Below are 20845 nucleotides of genomic sequence, written 5' to 3' on the forward strand. Positions count from 1 at the left end.
CCGACCTCCCGAGCCGCGAGGAGAACCACCCCCATGCCACGCCTCCGACCAAGAACGCGCCCCCGCCGGCAGCTGACCGCGCTGGCCGCGGCGCTCTCCCTCCCCCTCGGGGCGCCCAGTTCACCTACAGCGGCGCCAACGCCGCCCCGGCCTCCTTCGCGGTCGACGGCACCCCCTGCACGGGCGCCCACCAGGCCCCGGTGGCCGTCCTCACCAGCCCCGCCCCCGGAGCCGTGTACAGCCAGGGCGACACGGTGCCGCTCGCCGCCACCGCCGCCGCGGCCGACGGCGCCACCGTCGGTCTCACCGTCGCCGCCGGACCCGCCCTCGTCGCCTCCCCGGGCCGGCTGGGGGTACGCCAGGGCGGCACGGGCGCCTTCGACCTGAAGCTCTCCACCGCGCTCACCGCGAACGTCACGGTGAGCGTCGCCCGTACCTCCGGAAACACCGACCTCACCGCGACCCCGGCCTCGCTCACCTTCACCCCGGCGAACTGGAACACCGCCCAAAAGGTGACCGTCGCCGCCGGGGCCACCGGCACCGGCTCGGCCGTCCTCACCGCGACCGCCCCCGGCCACGCCAAGGCCGAGGTCACCGTCGCGCAGCTGGCCGCGAACTCCAGTACGACGCCCGCTTCCTGGACCTGCACGGGAGGATCACGGGTCTGAGTAGTTGCGGTACAGGAAGGAGCGTTGAGATTGATCATGGCTCTGGGCGTGGGGTTCTCGGCGACCGTCTGTCCTCGGCACGGGCCGCCCGGGTGCTACCAGTGGCCGAACGGTCCCTCCTGGCCGGGCAGAGCCCCTAGGGCCTGTCGTCAAACTCCCGCCTGCCCCACGACGCCTGGCACGCGCTCTCGCCGCACCGGGCGAAAGCCCGAGTACGTCCAGTACGAGGGCTTCCGCCCGGCACGCCGAGAGCACGCACCAGACGCCGCGGGGCCGCCCTTCGGGCGACGACGGGAATTTGACGACAGGCCCTAGGACCGGGGCGTCTTCCGTGCGGTGGGCTGCGCAGATCATGCGCTGATGCTCCCCGCCATCGGGCCCGGAATGCTCCCGCCCCCCTGGAAGGCGGCGAAGTCGGCGTGCGCCTGCTCGACGGCTTCCGGGTATGCCTGCTGCTTCTCAAACTCGGCGAGCGCTCGGTAGATGCTGGACAGGCTCGGGTTCTGCCCCTTGCGCTTGCCGGTGGGGATGACCAGGTCGGGCTGGATCTGCTCGACCGTCTCACCGTTCGCCCGGCGCCGCAGGACGGTGTGGAGCATGTCGTCGGTGATGACCGGCGGCTGGCCGCCGTACGTGCCCTTGCGGGCCGCCGCATCGATCCCTTCCAGCGTCGACTCGCGGATGTTCTCGCGTTCGGTCTCTGCCATCGTGGCGAAGAAGGCGAACAGCAACCGGCCATGCCCGGCTGCGTCGTGGATCCCGGCCAGGGGACCTGCGAGCATCTCCAAGACCAGGCCGTGGGCGGCGAGCGCGGTCAACTCGGCGGCGTCCCGTCCGAGCCGCTTCATCTCGTAGACGGTGAAGATCACCCGGCAGTGCGGGGCGTGCGCCTTGATCTCCCGCGCGGCGAGCGCGGCCTCGAACTTGGGGCGGACCCGCACCCGGGTGCTGATCTTCTCGGCGAAGATCTTGTCCCGGGGGATGTTCTTGGCGGCAAGCGCGTCGAGCGCCTTCCGGCAGCCCGTTGGAAATCCGCGATGTCGACGGTCAGTGGCCGCCGCAGCGGCGACAGCATCACCGTCAGTGCCCCTCGCGGGTGGCCCTCAGCCCGTGAGGAAGGCTCCCTCGCGACAAGGGCGGCAGACGAAGACGTAGCCCAGCTGACCGCCGAGGTTCATCGCGGTCTCCCAGGTTGTCCCCTCCTCCAGGTGTGCCGCGAACTCCATGGTGCCGGTGCAGGAGGGGCACATGGGAAGGCGGTCGTCCTCAAGGTAGGAGGGACTGCCTCCGAGCGACCCGAGCACTTCGCGCTGTTTCCCGAATCGTTCTTCGGGTTCCCACTTCCATCCCGAGCGGGCAAGGTCGTAGGCGTCAGGCTCGATCCCTTCCTCGTCACAGGCATCTTCGGGGTCGATCGTCACGACGTGGGTGCGGATGGCCGAGGTGGCGGGCAGCAGCGTCAGTCCCGCCTCGGGTACGGCTACCGGCCGCAGTTCCTCCCGGGGAAACAGATAGACCCTGTTCGCGCTGGAACTCGCGTCCCAGAACTCACACGCCCCGGGGTCGTTCTGGCACAGGAACACCGACAGGACACCGTCCTCGACGGGGAGATGGGCGAAGAACTGAAGCGGTCCCCCGCAGCCGCACAGGGGCCAGGCGAATCCGGCAGGAGCCAGCGGCACGCCCCCGGTACGAGGGACGTCGGAATCGGCCGGTGCGGAGCCGTCGTAGATCATTAGCGTTGTCTGCATGGCGAGAGGCTACTGGCAGCCTGTGACAGGTTCGGGGGGAGCGGGCGCCTTGCGCGGGACACCTCGGATCAGCCCTCCTCCTGGTTCTCGTCCGCGGGGTCGGCCTCGTCCGGGTCGTGAAGGGGCCGCAGGCCCTGGGCGGGCTCGCTGGCGGCTATGTTGGACAGGTAGCGGCCCAGGAAGTTGGGTGGCGCTGTCCACGGAGCCGTCCTCGGCGAACGGGGTGACCGGGATGGCCACGACGTCCGCGAGCGCGGCCCTCATCGTCTCGAACCGCCCGGGGCCTGCCGCGTGCTCATCCGCTGTCCAGGGCGGAGTGGGGAAGGCGCGCTCGACGAACGAGGCGATGCGGTCGTGCACGGCACGGCCTGCCCCGTCGACGTCGCCCGCGAGGGCCGGCCGCGGGATCTCCTCGTGTTCGGCGGCCTCGCGCTCCCAGGAGGGGACGGCGGCCCAGGCGACCCTGGAGACCAGGGCGGCCTGGTCGCGGACCTCGTCGAGCATCCGGCCGAGCAGCGGGTTGCCGCAGGGCAGGTGGAGCGCGCGGTGGAACTCCCGGTTGGCCAGGGACCGTTCGGCCGGGTCTTCGGCGCAGGCGGCGCGCAGCAGGGCCTCGTGCGCCGGGTCGAGCGGTGCTCGGGAGACGACGGCGCGGCGCACCGCCTCGGGTTCCAGGAGGAGTCGTACGTCGTAGACGGCGCGGGCGGTCTCCGCGTCGACGGTGCGGACCGTGACGCCCTTGTGCTGGCTCAGCACCACGAGCCCGCTGCCCGCGAGGGTCTTGAGGGTATGAAGCCAATGGGGCGTTGGTGTTTCGTCAATGCCTCGCGCAAGCGGTTTCTGCGGCGCGGCCGCCTTGCGTGCGACGTCGTACGGCTACCGCCCTCGCGTAGGGCGGCGGCCCGTCCCGCCCCCGGGAAGGGGCGGAACGGGCCGTGGTGTCCGGTGCTCCGGCGGTTACTCGACGATCTTCAGGAGCTTGTTGGCGGTGCCGGGGCTCGCGTTGCCGATCTTGTCGGAGGTGGCTCCGCCGACGAGGGCGTCCGCGACCTGGGCGGGGGTGGCGTCCGGGTGGCCGGCGAGGTAGACGGCGGCGGCGCCGACCACGTGCGGGGTGGCCATGGAGGTGCCGGAGATGGTCTTGGTGCCGGTGTCGCTGTCGTTCCAGTCGGAGGTGATCTCCGAGCCGGGGGCGTAGAGGTCCACGACCGAGCCGAAGTTGGAGAAGCTCGACTGCTGGTCGCCCTCGGTGGAGGAGGCCACGGTGATGGCCTCGGTGACGCGGGAGGGGGAGCCCTGCCCGGCGTCGGAGGACTCGTTTCCGGCGGCGACGCCGAAGGTGACGCCGGAGGCGATGGCCTTCCTGACGGCCTCGTCGAGGGCGGGGTCGGCGCCGCCGCCGAGGCTCATGTTGGCGACGGACGGGCCCTGGTGGTTCTCGGTGACCCAGTCGATGCCCGCGATGACCTGCTCGGTGGTGCCCGAGCCGTTGTCGTCGAGGACGCGGACGGCGACGATCTTCGCCTTCTTGGCTATGCCGTGGCCGGTTCCCGCGATGGTGCCGGCGACGTGGGTGCCGTGGCCGTTGCCGTCCTGGGCGGTCCCGTCGTTGTCGACGGCGTCGAAGCCGTCGGAGGCGCGGCCTCCGAAGTCCTGGTGGCTGACGCGGACTCCGGTGTCGATGACGTACGCGGTGACGCCCTCGCCGGCGGCGTCGGGGTAGGTGTACTTCCGGTCCCCGGCGGTGTCGGTCTGGTCGACGCGGTCCAGGCCCCAGGACGGCGGGTCCTCCTGGGTGGCGCTGATGTGGAAGGTGCGGTTCTGGACCACCTTCGCCACCGAGGGATCGGCGGCGAGCCGCTTGGCCTCTGTCTCGGTGAGGTTGTTGACGGAGAATCCGTTGACGCTGGAGTCGTAGCTGCGGCGCAGGGTGCCGCCGTACTCCTTCGCCAGCTCGGACTTCCCGGCCTTGTCGGTCTTTCCGTCGAGCAGGACGACATAGCTGCCCGCCACGGCGTTCTGGGCGCCGAGGCCGTAGACGGTCCCCTCGGCGGGCGCCGGGCTCGCCCCGGCGAACGGGCCGACGGCGACGGTCACGCCCGCCGCCGCAACGATCGCAGTCGCGACGGCGAGGGTGTTCCTGAGGGTGCGGGCACGCTTGTGAGTTGCCATGAAATGGCCTCTTCTCGTCAGGATTTGTGGGGGGTTGGGCCGCCGACGGGAAACTCTTCGGCGGCCTGCTCGAAACCCTGACCGATTGACGAGTGCAAATCAAAGGGCCTTCACAGATCCATGACCTTCTCGCCAAGGTTTCTTGGAAAGAAAAGGGACACTTCCGTGCAACTCACCTTTCGGTGATGGGGTGTCGCAGGGCGGCCGGCCCGGGCCGCCGGTCTCAGCGAACGCCGAGGAGGTGTTCCAGGGCCAGCTGGTCGAGGTGCTCGAAGGCCATCGAGCGGGCCGCCGCCGCGTCCGCGTCGAAGGTCTCGTACGCCGTCGGGTCGGCGAGCAGCCCCGCGAGACCGTCGGCGGCCGTGGGGACGGAGAGTTCGGGCAGCCGGGAGGCGGACAGGGCGCCGCGGACGTCCGGGTCCGCGCGGAAGGCCGCCGTGCGCTCCTTGAGGACGAGGTAGTTGCGCATGCAGTTCTTCGCGGACTCCCACACCCCGTCGGTGCCGTCCGTGCGCACCGGCTTGAAGTCGAAGTGGCGCGGGCCCTCGTAGCCGGCCGACTCCAGCAGGTCCACCAGCCAGAACGCCTGGCGCAGGTCGCCCGCCCCGAAGCGGAGGTCCTGGTCGTACTTGATGCCCGACTGGCCGTTCAGGTCGATGTGGAAGAGCTTGCCCGCCCACAGTGCCTGCGCGATGCCGTGCGGGAAGTTCAGTCCGGCCATCTGCTCGTGGCCGGTCTCCGGGTTCACGCCGACGAGTTCGGGGCGCTCCAGGCGCTCGATGAAGGCGAGCGCGTGGCCGATCGTGGGCAGCAGGATGTCGCCGCGCGGCTCGTTCGGCTTGGGCTCGATGGCGAAGCGCAGGTCGTAGCCCTGCTCGGTGACGTACTGGCCGAGCAGGTCGAAGGCCTCCTTGAGCCGGTCGAGGGCGACCCTGACGTCCTTCGCCGCACCGGACTCGGCGCCCTCCCGGCCGCCCCATGCCACGTAGACGCTCGCGCCGAGCTCGACGGCGAGGTCGATGTTGCGGAGCGTCTTGCGGAGGGCGAAGCGGCGTACGTCCCGGTCGTTGGCGGTGAAGGCGCCGTCCTTGAAGACGGGGTGGGTGAAGAGGTTCGTGGTGGCCATCGGCACCGCGAGTCCGGTGCGGTCGAGTGCGGCGCGGAACCGCTTGACGGCCGCGTCGCGCTCGCCTTCCGGGGCGCCGAAGGGGATGAGGTCGTCGTCGTGGAAGGTGACGCCGTACGCGCCGAGGGCGGCGAGCCGCTCGACCGTCTCGACGGGGTCGAGGGCCGGACGGGTGGCGTCGCCGAAGGGGTCGCGGCCCTGCCATCCCACGGTCCACAGGCCGAAGGTGAAACGGTTCTCGGGGGTGGGTGAGAAGCGCTCCGTCATGGTGTCTCCCTGGTACTGGCCGTCGGATTTGTTTTCTGAGATAACTAATACGGGACAGGGGCCGCCCGGCGCCAGACCCGACCGACCGAGTCGCTCCGCGAGCCGATGCCCGACGTCCGAATGGCGGCGTCCGATGAGCATCGAGCCGCGAGCCGAGAGAAAGGTGACGGCGTGCCCACCAGCCGCTCCGTCGTGATCGGCGTGGACAGCTCCACGCAGTCCGCCAAGGCCGTCGCCGTCGACGCCGACACCGGCGAACTCCTCGCCCTCGGCCGCGCCCCGCACACCGTCGCCGGCACCTCCGGCGCCCGCGAGAGCGACCCCGAGGAATGGTGGACCGCCCTCGTCACGGCCGTCCGGGCCGCCGTCCGCGACACCGGCCTCCCGGCCGGATCCGTCACCGGCATCGCCGTCGCCGGACAGCAGCACGGCCTCGTCGCCCTCGGTTCGGACGGGCGCCCCCTGCGCCCCGCGCTGCTCTGGAACGACACCCGCTCCGCCCCTCAGGCCGCCGCCCTCGCCACCCGCCTCGGGGGCCCCGACGGCTGGCTCGAACGCACCGGCTCGGTCCCCGTCGCCTCCGTGACCGCCGCCAAATGGCAGTGGCTGCGCGAGCACGAACCCCGCCACGCGGAGGCCGCCACCGGGGTCCGCCTCCCGCACGACTTCCTCACCGAACGCCTCACCGGACTCGCCGTGACCGACCCCGGAGACGCTTCGGGGACCTGCTGGTACGGGACCGCCGACGGCACGTACGACCCCGGCGTCCTGGACCTCATCGGCCTCGACCCGGCCCTGCTGCCCACCGTCGCCCCCGGCGGCGCCACCCGCGTCGGCACCCTCACCCCGGCCGCCGCCGAAGCTCTCGGGCTGCCCCGTACGGTCGCCGTGGCCGCCGGGACCGGCGACAACATGGCCGCCGCCATCGGCCTTGGCCTCGGCGGCGCCGGACTCCTCGACCACCCGGTGGTCAGCCTCGGCACCTCCGGCACCGTCTTCGCCGCCACCCGCGCCCGCCCGGCCGACCCCGGACTCGCCGGCTTCGCCGCCACCGACGGCACCTACCTGCCGCTCGGCTGCACCCTCAACTGCACTGTCGCCGTCGACCGGTTCGCCGGACTGCTCGGCCTGGACCGGGAGGACGCGGCGCCCGGCGGGGAGGTCGTCGTCCTGCCGTACCTCGACGGCGAACGCACCCCCGACCTGCCCCACGCCGCCGGTCTTGTCACCGGCCTCCGGCACGGCACGGACCCCCGGGCCGTCCTCGGCGCCGCCTACGAGGGCGCCGCCTTCACCGTGCTGCGCGCCCTCGACCAACTCCTCGCCGCCTGTGGACTCGACCCCGCCGAACCCTCCGTACGGGACAGGCCGCTGCGCCTGATCGGCGGCGGCGCACGGGGCCGGACCTGGACCGAGACCGTCCGCCGGCTGTCCGGCCGGCCCCTGGTCGTCCCCACCGCCGACGAACTCGTCGCCCTCGGCGCGGCGGCCCTCGCGGCCGGGGCGGCGACGGGCGCCGACCCGGTGGCCCTGGCGACGGCCTGGGGTACGGGAGCGGGCGAGGTCCTGCCCCCGGTCACCCGCGACTCCGCGACCTGGGACCGCGTCGAGGGAGTCCTGTCCGCCGCCGCGCCGAGGCTGCTGGGCGGGTCGGGCGGGTGAGGCGTGTCGTGGGCGCGGCCCGGAGCTGGTGCCGTAGGGCACCGGACGTCTACCCTGACGGGAACGACGGGGGAGGTCCAAGTGGTGGCTTTGCTGGTGCTGTTCGGGATCTTCGGCGCGGTGGGGGCGTTCATGATCGTCCTGCTGATGCGCAGGAACGGCGCGCCGACGGAGACGGCCGAGGGCCTGCTCGTGGAGCAGCAGGCCCGCCTTCAGGCCCAGCAGGACCGGGTGTCCTTCGCCGCCACCGCCGTCCACAACTCGACCCCCACGGCGAGCGACACGTACAGCCGGAGAGGCGGTCGTAGCTAGGGCCAGGCGTCGAACTCCCGTCGTCGCCCGAAGGGCGGCCCTGCGGCGAGAGCGCGTGCCAGGCGTCGTGGGGCAGGCGGGAGTTCGACGACAGGCCCCAGGGGAGCCGAGAGGGCCGGACGGTTGTCAGTGCCCCTTCCTATGCTGACGGCATGGAGATCACCGAGCGGACACTCGCGGGGGCCTGGGAGCGGACGGCCACCGGACACGCCCTGCTCCACGAGGTGGGGCTGCCTCCCGTGGCGCGTTCGCGCGACGAGCTGGAGCAGTGGGCCGGGCGTGCCGAGGGGGCGGAGGACGGCGAGCTGTGGCTGCTGCTGGACGAGGGCGGCACGGTGCGCGGCCATGACGGCCCCTACCGGGAGTCCTTCGCCACCCGCGATCTCGACCAAGCTGTCTACCTGATCGCCGAGGCCGTGATGTGCCGCCGCGGCGGCAGCGTCGAAGAGGTGGCCGACGCGCTGGAGCGGATCGATCCGGCGTGGGGCAGACGGTTCCGCAGTGGTGGCCTGGACGGGTCGGGGACGGTCGAGGCGTGCGGGCGCGACCCGTTGGAGGGGCTCGCCTGGATAGCGGGCTCCTGGCGTGACCAGGACCCGTACACCACCCTGGCCTTCTTCCGCGCGGCGCCCGGAGAGTCCGTCGACTCCGAGCGGCTGGCCCTGCTGTACGGGGCCGATCCCGCTCAGGTCGCGGCCGGCACGCGGCTGAAGGACCTGCAGGCCCTGGACGGCGGCAGGGCCCACTGGGACCGCCAGTGGGAGAGCTGCTGTTTCGGCCGGGCCGGAGAGTGGACGTTCCTGCTGCACCACGAGAGCCCGCCGGGCGCCTTCGCCGACAAGGAGGCGTACGCGGCGCTCGGGATCAAGGAGAGCGTGTGGCTGACCGCCACCTCGGCGAAGGCCATCTACACCCTCGACTACATTAGGGACGGACGCCGCGTCGACGACGACTGGGGCGTGCTCGAGCTGATCTGGTACGAGCGCGGTCGTGCTCCCTGTCTGCGGGGCGGCGAACTGGACTTCCTCAACCGCGCCGTGCGCCGCGCCGAGCTGGACCACCCCGAACTGACCAGCACGTTCGAGCTGTACTTCCATGCGCTGGAGGAGTCCCTCGGCCTGTGCCTGCCGCGCCGTGACTTCGCGGAGGGAGAGGTGCGGGCCGCGTACTGGGCGGGGGAGCAATCGTGAGTACGGCGAGTCGGCGCGCCCCGGGGCCTTGTCCGAGGGGCGCCGCCGGGGGCGTCCTTCAGGCCCCGCCGGTCGCCGCCGCCGTCACCCGGCGCTGGTGCACCCGCAGATGCAGGGTCGCCAGATCGAGGAGCGGAGTCGCCACGCCCAGAGCGCGCGCCCGGTCCGTGAGGTCACCGAAGAGGTGCTCGACCTCCGTGGGCCGGCCGGCCGTCAGATCGCGGTAGAGGGACGGCACCATCGGCGACCCGGACGCGGACACCGCGGCCAGCGTGGCCGCCCGCTCCGCTTCCGGCAGGGGGTGGCCGGCCGCCGCGGCGACCGCCGCCGCCTCGTCGAGCAGCGCCGGACCCAGGACAGGACCGCCCGGCACGTCGTACACATCGCCGACCGTGCCGCGCATCAGGCTCGTCACCGCGCCCAGGGTGGTGATGAACACCCACTTGTGCCACATCGCCGTCACGATGTGCCCCGGCACGGGGGACGCGATTCCCGCCGTGCCCAGCGTCGTACGGACCGCTGCCACGCGCGCGGAGTCCGTACCGTCCTGCTCACCGAGCGCAAGGTGGGCCAGCGGGGCGAACCGGCGGATGGCACCGTCCTCGTCGAGCGAGGTGACGACCTTCGCCACGCCCCCGAGGACGGCCGAGGCGCCGAAGCGGGCGTTGAGGGCGTCCAGGTGGGCGAGGCCGTTGAGCAGTGGCACGACCACCGTGTCCGGACCGACGGCCGGCGCCACGTCCTCGATCGCCCCGTCCAGACCGATGGACTTCACCGACAGGAGGACGACGTCGTACGGCGCGTCGAGCGCGTCGGCGGTCACCAGGCGGGGCGTCAGGGCCCACTCCTCGTCACGGGCGACGACCCGGAGCCCGCGCTCGCGCAGCACCGCCGCGCGCGCCGGACGGACCAGGAAGGTGACGTCCTGTCCGGCGCGGGCGAGCAGGGCACCGAAGTAGCCACCGGTGGCACCGGCGCCGACGACCAGGATCCTCATGGCTGTGAACCTCTCGTGGAGCGCCCCGCGGGCGCGTGGGTGAGCAGGGGAAGGAGCAACCGGTGCGGCCGGGTGAGCGCGGCCGTCACCGGGTCGTCGTCCGGGGTCGAGGGGGCGAGCCCGGGGCCGGGGGCGACCAGGACGTCCGCGACGGGCACGGCCGCGCCGCAGCCCGTACACCTGCCGTCCGTGTCGAGCGGCGCGTCGTCGCCGGAGTGCAGGAAGATCCGGCGCGGGCCGCCGCCACCCGGCGCGTAGAACTCCTCGCCCCAGGCGGTGAGCGCGCGGACGGCCGGCCAGAGCGCGACGCCCTTCGGCGTGAGCACGTACACCTCGCGGCGGCCGGTGCCCGTCTCGGGACGCCGCTCCAGGACGCCCGCCCCGGTGAGGGTGGTGAGCCGGTCGGCGAGCACGGCCCGGGGCACGGTGAGGTGCGCGGCGAACTCGCCGAACCTGCGGACCCCGTAGAAGGCGTCGCGCAGGATCAGCAGCGTCCACCGTTCGCCGACGATCTCCATCGAGCGGGCGAGGGCGCAGGTCTGGCCGCGGTAGTCGCGCGGAAGCGTCATGGCGGGAAGGCTAGCGCAGAAGAGTTCGGTCACTGAACTGTTTTGTGGACCTGATCGTTTCCGGGTGGGCGAAAGCGGCGACTAGGCTCTCGCTCACCATGAACCAGCCCACGGAGCCCAAGGCCGACAAGTCGGGAGTGCGCAGGCACAATCTGAGCCTCGTCCTGCGGACCGTCCACGACGCGGGCGAGACCACGCGCGCGGCCGTCGCCGCCCGTGTCGGCCTCACCCGGCCCGCCGTCTCCTCCCTCGTCGAGCAACTGCTCGACCTCGGACTCCTCGTCGAGTCGGGCAAGACGTTCAGCGGGCAGGCCGGACGGCCGGGCACCGTCCTCAAGCCCGCCGACACCGGCCCCGCCGGCCTGGGCGTCGAGATCAACGTCGACTACGTCACCGTGTGCGTCGTCGACCTGACCGGAACCGACCGGGTCCGCCGCACCGAACGCCTCGACAACCGCGCGGCCGACGCCTCCGAGGTCCTCGCCCGCGCAGCCCGCATCGCCGCGGAGGCCCTCGACACGGCGGCCGGACGGGGCCTCGTCCCGGCGGGCGCCGGACTCGCCCTGCCCGGCCTCGTCTCCGGCGGAACCGTCCGCGAGGCCCCCAACCTCGGCTGGCACGAGGTCGCCGCCGAGCGCCTCTTCGCCGCGGCCCTCACCGCGCTGCGCCCCGCCGCCGAAGGCCTCCCCCTGACCTCCGACAACGAGGCGAACATGGCGGCCCTCGCCGAGCTGTGGTTCGGCACGCTCGGCGACCTCCGCACCTTCCTGCACCTCACGGGCGAGATCGGCGTCGGCGGCGCGATCGTCGTCCACGGCGAACTCCTGCGCGGCGCTCACGGCTTCGCCGGCGAGATCGGGCACCTCGTCGTCGACGCCGAGGGCCCCCGCTGCCGCTGCGGCTCGCGCGGCTGCCTGGAGCAGTACGCCGGACAGGCGGCCCTGCTCCGGGCGGCCGGGGTCACCGGTGTACCCGTCCTCGCGGAGCGCGCCGAGGCGGGGGACCCGCGCGCGCTCGCCGCCCTCGCCGAGGCGGGCCGGATGCTCGGCCGCGCCCTGTCCGGCGCCGTGAACCTCCTCGACCCCGAGGCGGTGGTCCTCGGCGGCATCTACCCGCAGCTGATGCCGTGGCTGGCCCCGGCGCTGACGGAGGAGCTGTCCGCCCGAGTCGTCTCCGGCCTCTGGAGCCCGGCCACGGACCGCCTGCGCCCCGCCTCCACCGCCACCGATGCCTCCCGGGGCGCGGCGGCGCTCGTCCTCCATGACGTGCTGGCCGACCCGCTGGCGTACGCGAAGGGCACGGGGGCCTGACGCGGCCTCAGAACCCTTTGGTCTCGGGCCCGGCCATCCGGACGGCCGGTCGGTATCGTGCCCGACCGGCCGTCCGGCGGTCGCTCAGACCGGCACGCCGTGGTTCCGCAGATAGGCCAGCGGGTCGATTTCGGAGCCGAAGTACGGCGAGGTCCGCACCTCGAAGTGCAGATGCGGGCCCGTCACCCGCCCGGTCGCCCCGGAGCGGGCGATCCGCTGCCCGCCGGAGACGCTCTGGCCGGGCGACACGTCGATACGGGACAGGTGGGCGTACTGGGTGTAGCGGCCGTCCGGGTGACGGATCACCACCTCGTAGCCGTACGAGCGCCCGTAACCGGCGGTGACCACCCGGCCGGGACCGACGGCGCGGACCGTCGTCCCCGTCGGCACGGCGAAGTCCTGCCCCGTGTGGTAGCCCTTCGACCAGGAGCCGGGCTGGCGGTAGTACCCGGTGTATACGTGCGAGGAGACCGGCGAGGTCCAGCCCCGCGAGGAGCCGGACGGCGGGGTCTGCCCGGTCGGCTGCGCGGGCTTCGGCGTGTGCGCGGGCTTCCCCGCGCCGGCGGGCAGGCCGGTCCGCCGCTCGTACTTCGAGGCGTGCCCCGTCCAGTACCAGTGGCCCCCGGACCTGTACCAGTAGACGCGGTCCTGGGCATCCCAGCCCTGCCGCCCCCGGAACACCGGCTCGCCGGTCCGGCCGCTCCGGGCCGGGGCGGCGGCGGAGGCTCCGGTGCGCCGCTCGTAGGTGCTCGCGTGGCTGGTCCAGCGCCACTCGCCGGCCGCGTTCCGGAACCAGTACTTCGAGCCGTCCCAGCCTGCGTGCGCCGGGGCGGGTTCGGCGGCGGCCGTTCCCGCGCCCGCGCCGGCCAGGGCGACCGCCCCGACCGTCGCGACCACCGCGCGGCGCACCCCGTGCAGGGCCGTCCCGCCCGGTCCGCCCGCCGAGGCGGCGCGGGCGGCGTCGGCGCAGCCGGCGCAGCGGCAGTCCAGGGGTATCTCATCGGTGAATGCGGGGGTTTCCACGATCCTCTTCACTCCTGATTCGGGTCGGCCGGTCCGCCACTCCGGGTGTAGAAGGCCACGGTCAAGTCCTTGACCAGGGCCTGGCGTTCGAAGTCGTCGAGTTCGACGAGACCTCGTGTGGTCAGCCGCGTGACGGTGTCGTCCACGGCGTCGATGACCCCGGTGAGCACCGAGTCCCGGTGCTTGGCGTCCAGGGCGGCGATCTGCCGCCGTCGCATGGCGGCGGCGACCTCGGGGGCGTATTCGATCCGGGTCGGCTGGGCGGAGAAGACGGCGATGCCGACCGGCCTGCACTCGGCCGCGAGCATGCGGGTGAGCGCGTCACCCACCGCCTCGGCGTCCCGCAGCGTCGGCGCGTCGCCCCGGAAGGCGTCGGCGGGCAGCTGGGAGAGGACGCGCGCGGTCGCCGCCTCCACCTGTTCGCGCAGATATCCGAGGTGGTCGTCCACCGAGAACAGCGCGCGGGCGGTGTCCCGTACCGACCAGACGACCAGCACCACCACGCGCAGCGCCGAACCCTCGGCGTCGACGACGGAGATGGGTTCGCTGCGCCAGTGCCGCAGCCGTACGTCCATGCGACGGCGCAGGACGAACGGGCTGATCCAGACGAGACCGGTGCGCCGCACGCTGCCCCGGTAGCGGCCGAACAGCGAGAGCACCCAGGCGGAGCCGGTACGTCCACGGGTGAGGCCGCCGAAGGAGACGACGGCCACGACGGCGCAGCAGGCGAGCGCGGCCCACTCCCACGGCAGCAGTTCGACGTGGCGCAGCGGGCGGGCCCGCCAGAGGGCCGCGGCGGCGCCCGCGAGGGCGGTCAGCCCGGTGAGGACGGCGACCCAGCCGGGGAGCGCGGGACCGGGACGCTCGACGAGGTCGGGGTCGCCGGGCGGCGGACGCCGGGGGCGGGTGTCCGGCGCGGCGGTGCGGGTGGGGGCGGGGGACGGCTTGGTGGGAGCGTGCGGGCGTGCGGGCGCCGTGGTGACGGTCGTGGACGCGGGTCCCGGCGTGGGTGCGGGCGCGGATGCGGATATGGCCGCGGTGACGGATGCGGTGAGGGGTTCGGTCGCGGTCGCGGTGACGTTCTCGGACCGGAAGAGGTCGTTCATGGGTATGCCGTCCGCGGGCCGGCGGATGCGGACGGGCAGGGGCCGCTTCTGTAGCTCGGTCATGAGGCCCTTCCGGCCGAACGGGAGATGACGGCACGTCGGATGATCTTCACGCACCATCGTTACAGGGGTGAATGTCCGGATTGCCGCGACAAAGGTCCTGAATGTCCGGGACTTTGGTCCCTTGGCCCAGGGGTTACGGAGGGTCGTTGTCAGTGGGGGTCCGTACTGTTCTCGGCATGACGACGACGACCTATCTGGAGCTGTCGCAGGACGACGGCGGTGCCCACAAGTTCTACGAAGTGACCGTCGAGGACCTCGCGGTGTCGGTCCGTTACGGCCGCATCGGCACGGCCGGGCAGACCCAGTGCTCCACGTTCCCCACGGCGGCGAAGGCCCAGGCGGCGGCCGCGAAGAAGATAGGGGAGAAGGTTCGCAAGGGGTATGCCCCGGCGGTCCGGGGGCAGCGGGCCGCTCGCTCCGTGACGCGCCGTGAGGTGGCCTCCGCGCCCTCCACCGCGCGCGCCGTCGCCCCCGTCCTGTGGCGGTTCCGGACCGGTTCGTCGGCCTTCGGCATTCATGTCGACGAGGACAACTGCTGGGTGGGCAACCAGGCGGGGGACGTGTTCACGCTCGACCGCTCCGGCGAGGTGCGGGCCCGGTTCAGTCTCCCGGACGGCGTCAAGTGCCTGGTCGCCGACGACTTCTGGATCTACGCCGGCTGCGACGACGGCAAGGTCTACGACCTCTCGTCCAAGCTGCCCTTCGCCGCGTACGACATCGCCACCGACGTCGACATCTTCTGGCTCGACATCCACGAGGGCGTCCTGCACGTGGCCGACCGCTCGGGCCGGCTCACCGTCATCGACCACGAGGACGAGCACCAGTGGGCGCGCGGCGGCCAGGGCGAGCACGCCTGGATGGTCCGCGCCGACGGCGACGCCGTGTACTACGGGGACACGCGGGGCGTCGCCGCCCACGCGCCGGACGGCGGCGGCGAGCTGTGGCACACGGCCACCGAGGGTGGCGTGCTCTTCGGTTGGCAGGAGGACACCGCCGTCTACGCGGGCACGGCCCGCAAGAAGGTCCAGCGGCTCGCGAAGAAGGACGGGCGCGTCGAGGCGGTGTACGCCTGCGACAGCCCGGTGTACTCCTGCGCGACCTCGCCCGGCGGCCGGTTCGTCTTCGCGGCCGACGGGGCCTCCTCCGTCTACTGCTTCGCGGAGGACGGCACCCGGCTGTGGAAACTCGGTACGGGCGGCGGTTCGGCGCTCTCCATGCAGTACCGCGATGAGCGCCTCTACCTGGTGACCACGGACGGCTCGCTGGTCTGCGTGGACGCCGGCGAGGCGGCGATCGAGGCCGCGCAGGAGGGCACCGTCCCGGTCGCCAAGGACATCAAGCTGGCCGCCGCCCTGCCGGTGTACGAGCCGGCGACGACCGTCACGGCCGTGAGCGCCGTCAGAGACGTGCCCGCCGGGTCGGTCGTCGTGGAGTGTCTGACCGAGTCGGGCAGGACCCGGGTGCGGGTCCTCTCCGAGGGCTACGACTCCACGTGGAACGTGCAGTTCCCGAGGGCGATCCGGGAGCCCGGCGCGCGGTACGTGGTCGATGCCCTGCACGCCGCCGCGGGTGGCTTCTACCGGGTCCGCGGCGACATCCGGCGGCTGCTGTGACCGGACCCGCCGAGGGCGCGGGCGCCTTCGAGGCCGCCACCGGCGACGGCCCGCAGGTGCTGCCGGCCGACACCGAACAGCGGTCGCGGGAGCTGCGCACGGCCCTCGAAGGGCTGCTCCAGATCAGACGGCTGACCGGGCCCCGGGAAGGCGACCCGAAGGCCGCGCCCGCCGACTGGGAGCGTCGGCAGCCCGTGCGTGCGGTGGCACTCGCCCTGGAGTCCGGCGGGCTCGCGCCCTCGGCCGTGGACGCCTCGGGGGCGCGGACCGCCACCGGATACCGGGTCAGGGCGGGGGACCGGCCCGGGACGGCCGTGGTGGAGTGGCTGGGGCCGCCCGGCTCGGGCGCCGCCCAGGAGGAGACGGCGGCGCTGGGCGAGGGAGTACGGGCCCTGGCGCGGCTCGGCTGGGAGGCCCTGCTCTACCGGGGGCCGCGCGGACGACGCTTCCTGGAGGTGGAGCCGACGGGAGGCTGAGCGTCCGGGGGGTTGAGTGTTCGGCGGATACCCGCGGACGAGGGTCGTGCGTCGGGCGGTTGCTGGCCAACAAGGTTCGTGCGTCGGGCGGTTGCTCACCGAAGAGAGGCGAGTGCCCCGGCAGCCCGCCCCCGGCCGTGTCAGGCGATCGAGGCGGAGACGATCGCCGAGACCGCGATGTTGCAGGAGGCGGTCACCCAGACCGCCGGGTGCGGCTCGGGGTCGACCAGCGTCGCGCCCAGCTTCCCCGGCGTGACCAGGTCCACGACCAGGAAGGCCACCGCCATCATCACCAGGCCCAGCAGACCGAACGCGGCGGTCGAGACGAGGCCCTTGCCGAAGTTGTCGTACGTCGTCCAGATCGAGGTGAAGACGATGCCGCCGATGCCGAGGAGGGCCGAGCTGAGCAGGATCGCGGCGTTGCGGTTGCGGTCCTCCCAGATCTGGCGCCCGAGCTTGCCGGGGGTCAGCAGGTCCACGAGAACGATGCCGAGGATCAGCAGGACCACGCCGAGGGCGCCGTAGGCGCCGGCCCGGCCGAGGCCGTTGACGATGTCGCTCATGGGGTGCCGGCTCCGGAAGATCGCGATCACGGGGGATCGGTGGTCAAGGACCGGCAAAATGTAGCGCACGCGTCAACACCGCCCGCCGCCCACCCGGGATTCGGGCGGGCGGCGGGCGGTGCGGGAAGCGGCGGACCGGTCCGTCAGACGCCCGGCGGCAGGGTCTTGGCACGGGAGCGCACCCGGAAGGCGGTGATGATCTCGATCACGCCGAGGACCACCAGCCAGATGCCGCCGAGGAGCATCAGCACCGCCGCCGACTCCAGCGGGGACACGATGAGCACGACGCCGGCGAGCGCGTTGACGATGCCGAGGAAGATCTGCCAGCCGCGCGCCGGCATCCCGGCGTCGGAGACCGCCGCCACGGTCTGGGTGATGCCCCGGAACAGCCAGCCGATGCCGATCCAGAGGGCGAGCAGCAGGATCGACTGCATCGCGCCCCGGAAGCACAGCAGGCCGAGCAGGATGGAGAGCGCGCCGCTGATGAACGCCATGACGCGCAGGGCCGTGCTGACATGCGTACCGAAGGCGGCGACCAGCTGCATCACACCGCTGAACAGCAGATAGAGACCGAAGAGCACACCGGCCACCATCAGTGAGGTGCCGGGCCACACCAGGACCAGGACGCCGAGCACGATCGCGGCGAGTCCGGCGACGAGCAGCGCCTGCCAGGCGGCCCCCGCGAGCGCGCCCAGCGGGCCGAGCGGTATGTCCTGGCGCTGCGGGTGGTCATGAGTCTGTGTCATGGACGGTTCCGGTCCTTTCGTGGAGGGGTGGGAGCGGTGGTGGGGCGGGGCTCAGAGCGGGGTCGCGTAGGTGCTGAGGAACAGCGCCTCGGCCAGTGCCATGTGCTCGATCTCCGAGGGGTCCACGCTCTCGTTGGGCGCGTGGATGAGGCAGCCGGGTTCCTCGACGCCGATCAGGGCGATCTCCGCGTCCGGGAAGTGGGCGCCGAGCACGTTGCACAGGGGGATCGAACCGCCCTGCCCCGACTGGACCATGTCCTTGCCGTACGCCTCGCGGAGCGCCGTCGCGAGGGCCCGGTAGGCGGGGCCGTCGGTGCGTGCCCGGAAGGGCTGGCCGGCGCTCTCCGGCTCCACCTCCACCCGGGCGCCCCACGGGGCGGCCGAGGTCAGATGGTCGGTGAGGGCGCGCAGGGCCGCGTCGGCATCGATGCCGGGCGGGATGCGCAGGCTGACCCTGGCCCGGACCTTCGCCTGCACGGCGGCCGACGAACCCACCACCGGAGGGCAGTCGATGCCGAGGACGGTCACGGCCGGCCGCGCCCACAACTCGTCGGCCACCGAACCCGTACCGACCAGGGAGACGCCGTCGAGCACGCCCGCGTCGGTACGGAACTGCTCGGCCGGGTAGTCCACTCCGTCCCAGACGCCGTCGCCCCGCAGGCCCTTGACCGCCGTGTTGCCGTGCTCGTCGCGGAGGCTGTCGAGGATGCGGACGAGGGCGGCGAGCGCGTCCGGCGCCGGGCCGCCGAACATCCCCGAGTGCATGGCGCCCTTGAGGGTGGAGACGGTGACGACGACATTGGTGAGCCCGCGCAGGGAGGTGGTCGTCGTGGGCAGACCGCGCGCGAAGTTGCCGGTGTCGCAGATCAGCAGGGTGTCGGCGGCGAAGAGGTCGGGCTGCAGGGGCACCAGCTGCTCCAGGCCCGCCGTCCCCTGCTCCTCCGAGCCCTCCGCCACGAACTTGATGTGTACGGGGAAGCCTTGCCCGTCGGGACCGCCGAGCGCGCGCAGGGCCGTCAGATGCATGGCGATGTTGCCCTTGCAGTCGGCTGCGCCCCGCCCGTACCAGCGGCCGTCGCGTTCGGTGAGCGTGAACGGCGGGGTCTCCCAGGCGTCGTCGTCCAGCGGCGGCTGCACGTCGTAGTGGCAGTACAGGAGGACGGTCGGGGCGCCTTCGGGCCCCGGCGCGTGTCCGACGACCGCGTCCGTGCCGTCCGGGGTGGTGACGCGCCGCATGTCGCGCAGCCCCGCCTCGGTGAAGGCCCGGACGAGGAAGTCGGCCGTCTTCGCGCACTCCTCGGGCGGGAACTGGCGAGGGTCGGCGACCGAACGCATCGCGACGAGTTCGGTCAGGTCCTCCTTCGCCCGTGGCATCAGCGCCCGGACCTTCTCCCGCAGGGCTGCGGTCTCGGTGGACTCGGCGGTCATGCGTACCCACTTCCCTCGGTCCGCCGGCCCGGTGCGGCTCACGACGCCCCGGGACGGCTACGGCCCTCCCACCCAATCACCGGCGGACAACTGACGCAAAAGGTGACTCCAACGGCGTATCGGACCGGTCTCCCGGACGGCGAGGGTCGCGGCGGGCGACGACAGTGGACGGCGTACGCGTCCGCCCCACCTCCCGCACCTGGAGAACCCCATGGCCCAGCAGGCCCACCCCAACCGACGCGACCTCGGACTCCTCGTCCTGCGCGTCGGCACCGGCGCGGTGCTCGCCGCGCACGGCACACAGAAGCTCTTCGGCTGGTTCGGCGGGGGCGGCATCGAGGGCACCAGCAAGGGGATGGAGGCCATGGGCTTCCGGCCGGGCAGGGAGAGCGCGATCGCCGCGGGCCTCGGCGAGGCGGGCGGCGGTGCGCTCCTCGCCTTCGGCCTCGCGACCCCGGCCGCCGGCGCCGCGGCGGCCGGGGCGATGGCGGGAGCCGTCGCCGTCCACGCCCCGGCCGGATTCTTCGCGCAGGGCGGCGGCTACGAGTACCCCGCGTTCCTCGGGTTCGTGGCCGCCGCGATCGGTGTCACGGGCGCCGGGCGCTACTCCCTCGACCATGCCACGGGGCACGTCCTCGACCGCCCCTGGGTCGTCGCCACCGCCTTCATCGGCACCGCGCTCGCCGCGGCGGCCGTGGTCGGCCGTCGCGCCGACGAGCAGGCGGCCGCGCGGGACTCCGCGCCGGAGCCGGAATCCGCCTGACGGCGGCGGAAGAGGCGTGAGGGTCCCGTCGCCCCCCGTGGCGGGGGTCCCGCACGCGTCGGCAGATGGCGAGGGTTAGGCTCGCCGCAGAGGAAGGGACGGCTGCCGCGCATGAAGATCGATCTGACGGACACCGATTCCAGCAAGATCAACAAGGCGATTCTGCAAGGCCGCAGGGCCGTCGGCACCCCCGCCGTCGGGGCCGTGCTCACGCTCGTCGTCGTCACGGACGAGGAGAACGCCTACGACGCGGTCAAGGCCGCCAACGACGCCTCCCGGGAACACCCCTCCCGCACCCTCGTGGTCATCAAGCGGCACGCCCGCACGCCGCGCGAGCGGCACGAGACCCGGCTCGACGCCGAGGTCCGCCTCGGCACCGACGCCGGATCGGGGGAGACGGTCCTGCTCCGGCTGTACGGCGAACTCGGCGCCCGCGCCGACTCCGTCGTCCTGCCGCTGCTCCTGCCGGACGCGCCCGTCGTCGTCTGGTGGCCCGTCGACGCCCCCGAGGTGCCGTCCGTCGACCCCCTCGGCTCGCTCGCCCAGCGACGGATCACCGACATGTACGCGGTGGAGGACCCGCTCGCCGCACTGGAGAGCCGCGCCGTCTCGTACGCCCCCGGCGACACGGACCTCGCCTGGACCCGGCTCACCCCCTGGCGCTCGATGCTGGCCGCCGCGCTCGACCAGGCGCCGCTGACCGTGACCTCCGCGGTCGTCGAGAGCGAGGCGGAGAACCCCAGCGCCGAACTCCTCGCCCGCTGGTTCGAGGTCCGGCTCGGCGTCACCGTCGACCGCGTCGTCACCGACGGCCCCGTCGTCACGGCCGTCCGCATGGGCACCGCGGACGGCGAGATCCGCATCGACCGGCCCGAGGGGCCGGTGGCCCGGCTCACGATTCCCGGTCAGCCCGGCCGGGTCCTCGCCCTGAAGGTCCGGACCACGGCCGAGCTGATCGCCGAGGAACTGCGTCGCCTCGACCCCGACGAGGCCTACGAGGCCGCCCTGCGCGGGCGGGCCTGACGGGCTCCGCCGGGGCC

The 20845-nt window shown here is 73.2% G+C and carries 17 protein-coding genes and 4 pseudogenes; 9 read left to right on the forward strand and 12 right to left on the reverse strand.

Annotation, left to right across the window (positions count from 1 at the left end):
* Positions 1-110: 110 nt before the first annotated feature.
* Positions 111-661: pseudogene (locus tag V4Y03_RS29975) on the forward strand (glycoside hydrolase family 48 protein); the annotation flags it as partial.
* Positions 662-1018: 357 nt separating this feature from the next.
* On the opposite strand, the pseudogene V4Y03_RS29980 reads toward V4Y03_RS29975, so the two are convergent.
* The 5 genes and pseudogenes from V4Y03_RS29980 to xylA all read right to left on the reverse strand — a co-directional run.
* A pseudogene (locus tag V4Y03_RS29980) lies at positions 1019-1672 on the reverse strand (recombinase family protein); the annotation flags it as partial.
* A 99-nt stretch (positions 1673-1771) separates the two neighbouring features.
* On the reverse strand, positions 1772-2419 hold the full coding sequence (locus V4Y03_RS29985; RefSeq protein ID WP_317877764.1) for a hypothetical protein: 648 nt from the start codon (positions 2417-2419) through the stop codon (positions 1772-1774).
* A gap of 294 nt (positions 2420-2713) precedes the next feature.
* Positions 2714-3244 (reverse strand): annotated as a pseudogene (locus tag V4Y03_RS29990) (GntR family transcriptional regulator); the annotation flags it as partial.
* A gap of 132 nt (positions 3245-3376) precedes the next feature.
* Positions 3377-4591: a S8 family peptidase gene (locus tag V4Y03_RS29995; protein ID WP_317877765.1), complete on the reverse strand. Its 1215-nt coding sequence runs from the start codon at positions 4589-4591 to the stop codon at positions 3377-3379.
* Positions 4592-4814: 223 nt separating this feature from the next.
* Entirely contained in the window at positions 4815-5984 is a 1170-nt protein-coding gene (xylA, locus tag V4Y03_RS30000; RefSeq protein WP_317877766.1) for a xylose isomerase, read from the reverse strand.
* A gap of 171 nt (positions 5985-6155) precedes the next feature.
* On the opposite strand from xylA, the gene xylB reads away from it, so the two are divergent.
* The 3 genes from xylB (at position 6156) to V4Y03_RS30015 (ending at position 9148) form a co-directional block, all read left to right on the forward strand.
* On the forward strand, positions 6156-7646 hold the full coding sequence (gene xylB / locus V4Y03_RS30005; RefSeq protein WP_332436973.1) for a xylulokinase: 1491 nt from the start codon (positions 6156-6158) through the stop codon (positions 7644-7646).
* Between the two features lie 81 nt (positions 7647-7727).
* The gene (locus V4Y03_RS30010; protein WP_332436974.1) at positions 7728-7958 is read left to right on the forward strand and encodes a hypothetical protein; all 231 of its coding nucleotides are present in this window, start codon (positions 7728-7730) and stop codon (positions 7956-7958) included.
* A gap of 152 nt (positions 7959-8110) precedes the next feature.
* Positions 8111-9148, forward strand: coding sequence for a hypothetical protein (locus V4Y03_RS30015; protein ID WP_332436975.1), 1038 nt, complete (start codon positions 8111-8113; stop codon positions 9146-9148).
* A gap of 58 nt (positions 9149-9206) precedes the next feature.
* Here the strand turns inward: V4Y03_RS30015 and V4Y03_RS30020 are convergent, their stop codons facing one another.
* Positions 9207-10145: a ketopantoate reductase family protein gene (locus V4Y03_RS30020; protein ID WP_332436976.1), complete on the reverse strand. Its 939-nt coding sequence runs from the start codon at positions 10143-10145 to the stop codon at positions 9207-9209.
* Complete coding sequence (locus tag V4Y03_RS30025) at positions 10142-10714, reverse strand: winged helix-turn-helix transcriptional regulator (RefSeq protein WP_332436977.1); 573 nt, start codon at positions 10712-10714, stop codon at positions 10142-10144. The genes V4Y03_RS30020 and V4Y03_RS30025 overlap by 4 nt, the downstream gene beginning before the upstream one ends.
* A gap of 98 nt (positions 10715-10812) precedes the next feature.
* Here V4Y03_RS30025 and V4Y03_RS30030 point away from each other — a divergent pair, with 98 nt between their 5' ends.
* Complete coding sequence (locus V4Y03_RS30030; protein WP_332436978.1) at positions 10813-12024, forward strand: ROK family transcriptional regulator; 1212 nt, start codon at positions 10813-10815, stop codon at positions 12022-12024.
* A gap of 84 nt (positions 12025-12108) precedes the next feature.
* Here the strand turns inward: V4Y03_RS30030 and V4Y03_RS30035 are convergent.
* Together V4Y03_RS30035 and V4Y03_RS30040 are read right to left on the reverse strand one after the other, a co-directional pair.
* Positions 12109-12456 (reverse strand): annotated as a pseudogene (locus tag V4Y03_RS30035) (M23 family metallopeptidase); the annotation flags it as partial.
* Between the two features lie 599 nt (positions 12457-13055).
* Positions 13056-14216, reverse strand: a complete 1161-nt coding sequence (locus V4Y03_RS30040) for an SPFH domain-containing protein (RefSeq protein ID WP_332436979.1) — start codon at positions 14214-14216, stop codon at positions 13056-13058.
* 176 nt (positions 14217-14392) lie between these two features.
* Here V4Y03_RS30040 and V4Y03_RS30045 point away from each other — a divergent pair, with 176 nt between their 5' ends.
* The gene (locus tag V4Y03_RS30045) at positions 14393-15829 is read left to right on the forward strand and encodes a WGR domain-containing protein (RefSeq protein ID WP_332436980.1); all 1437 of its coding nucleotides are present in this window, start codon (positions 14393-14395) and stop codon (positions 15827-15829) included.
* Entirely contained in the window at positions 15826-16305 is a 480-nt protein-coding gene (locus V4Y03_RS30050) for a hypothetical protein (protein ID WP_332436981.1), read from the forward strand. Before V4Y03_RS30045 ends, V4Y03_RS30050 begins: the two co-directional genes overlap by 4 nt.
* Positions 16306-16445: 140 nt before the next feature.
* On the opposite strand, the gene V4Y03_RS30055 is transcribed toward V4Y03_RS30050, so the two are convergent.
* The 3 genes from V4Y03_RS30055 to V4Y03_RS30065 all read right to left on the reverse strand — a co-directional run bounded on the left by V4Y03_RS30055 (position 16446) and on the right by V4Y03_RS30065 (position 19042).
* Positions 16446-16868, reverse strand: coding sequence for a DUF350 domain-containing protein (locus tag V4Y03_RS30055; RefSeq protein WP_056562064.1), 423 nt, complete (start codon positions 16866-16868; stop codon positions 16446-16448).
* A gap of 143 nt (positions 16869-17011) precedes the next feature.
* Complete coding sequence (locus tag V4Y03_RS30060) at positions 17012-17614, reverse strand: HdeD family acid-resistance protein (RefSeq protein ID WP_317878063.1); 603 nt, start codon at positions 17612-17614, stop codon at positions 17012-17014.
* Between the two features lie 51 nt (positions 17615-17665).
* Positions 17666-19042, reverse strand: a complete 1377-nt coding sequence (locus tag V4Y03_RS30065; protein ID WP_332436982.1) for a dipeptidase — start codon at positions 19040-19042, stop codon at positions 17666-17668.
* Positions 19043-19253: 211 nt separating this feature from the next.
* On the opposite strand from V4Y03_RS30065, the gene V4Y03_RS30070 reads away from it, so the two are divergent.
* Positions 19254-19805, forward strand: a complete 552-nt coding sequence (locus tag V4Y03_RS30070; RefSeq protein WP_332436983.1) for a DoxX family protein — start codon at positions 19254-19256, stop codon at positions 19803-19805.
* Between the two features lie 111 nt (positions 19806-19916).
* A complete protein-coding gene (gene opcA / locus V4Y03_RS30075) occupies positions 19917-20828 on the forward strand; it encodes a glucose-6-phosphate dehydrogenase assembly protein OpcA (RefSeq protein WP_332436984.1) in 912 nt (303 codons plus the stop codon).
* The last annotated feature ends 17 nt before the right edge of the window (positions 20829-20845 follow it).

The sequence above is a fragment of the Streptomyces sp. P9-A4 genome (assembly GCF_036634195.1).
Classification (GTDB): domain Bacteria; phylum Actinomycetota; class Actinomycetes; order Streptomycetales; family Streptomycetaceae; genus Streptomyces.

What these genes read in the sequence shown, in the direction of transcription:
- V4Y03_RS29985 (WP_317877764.1), bottom strand. Translation starts at nt 2,419, where the DNA reads ATGCAGACAACGCTAATGATCTACGACGGCTCCGCACCGGCCGATTCC.
- V4Y03_RS29995 (WP_317877765.1), bottom strand. Translation starts at nt 4,591, where the DNA reads ATGGCAACTCACAAGCGTGCCCGCACCCTCAGGAACACCCTCGCCGTC.
- xylA (WP_317877766.1), bottom strand. Translation starts at nt 5,984, where the DNA reads ATGACGGAGCGCTTCTCACCCACCCCCGAGAACCGTTTCACCTTCGGC.
- V4Y03_RS30015 (WP_332436975.1), top strand. Translation starts at nt 8,111, where the DNA reads ATGGAGATCACCGAGCGGACACTCGCGGGGGCCTGGGAGCGGACGGCC.
- V4Y03_RS30020 (WP_332436976.1), bottom strand. Translation starts at nt 10,145, where the DNA reads ATGAGGATCCTGGTCGTCGGCGCCGGTGCCACCGGTGGCTACTTCGGT.
- V4Y03_RS30025 (WP_332436977.1), bottom strand. Translation starts at nt 10,714, where the DNA reads ATGACGCTTCCGCGCGACTACCGCGGCCAGACCTGCGCCCTCGCCCGC.
- V4Y03_RS30030 (WP_332436978.1), top strand. Translation starts at nt 10,813, where the DNA reads ATGAACCAGCCCACGGAGCCCAAGGCCGACAAGTCGGGAGTGCGCAGG.
- V4Y03_RS30040 (WP_332436979.1), bottom strand. Translation starts at nt 14,216, where the DNA reads ATGACCGAGCTACAGAAGCGGCCCCTGCCCGTCCGCATCCGCCGGCCC.
- V4Y03_RS30045 (WP_332436980.1), top strand. Translation starts at nt 14,393, where the DNA reads ATGACGACGACGACCTATCTGGAGCTGTCGCAGGACGACGGCGGTGCC.
- V4Y03_RS30055 (WP_056562064.1), bottom strand. Translation starts at nt 16,868, where the DNA reads ATGAGCGACATCGTCAACGGCCTCGGCCGGGCCGGCGCCTACGGCGCC.
- V4Y03_RS30060 (WP_317878063.1), bottom strand. Translation starts at nt 17,614, where the DNA reads ATGACACAGACTCATGACCACCCGCAGCGCCAGGACATACCGCTCGGC.
- V4Y03_RS30065 (WP_332436982.1), bottom strand. Translation starts at nt 19,042, where the DNA reads ATGACCGCCGAGTCCACCGAGACCGCAGCCCTGCGGGAGAAGGTCCGG.
- V4Y03_RS30070 (WP_332436983.1), top strand. Translation starts at nt 19,254, where the DNA reads ATGGCCCAGCAGGCCCACCCCAACCGACGCGACCTCGGACTCCTCGTC.
- opcA (WP_332436984.1), top strand. Translation starts at nt 19,917, where the DNA reads ATGAAGATCGATCTGACGGACACCGATTCCAGCAAGATCAACAAGGCG.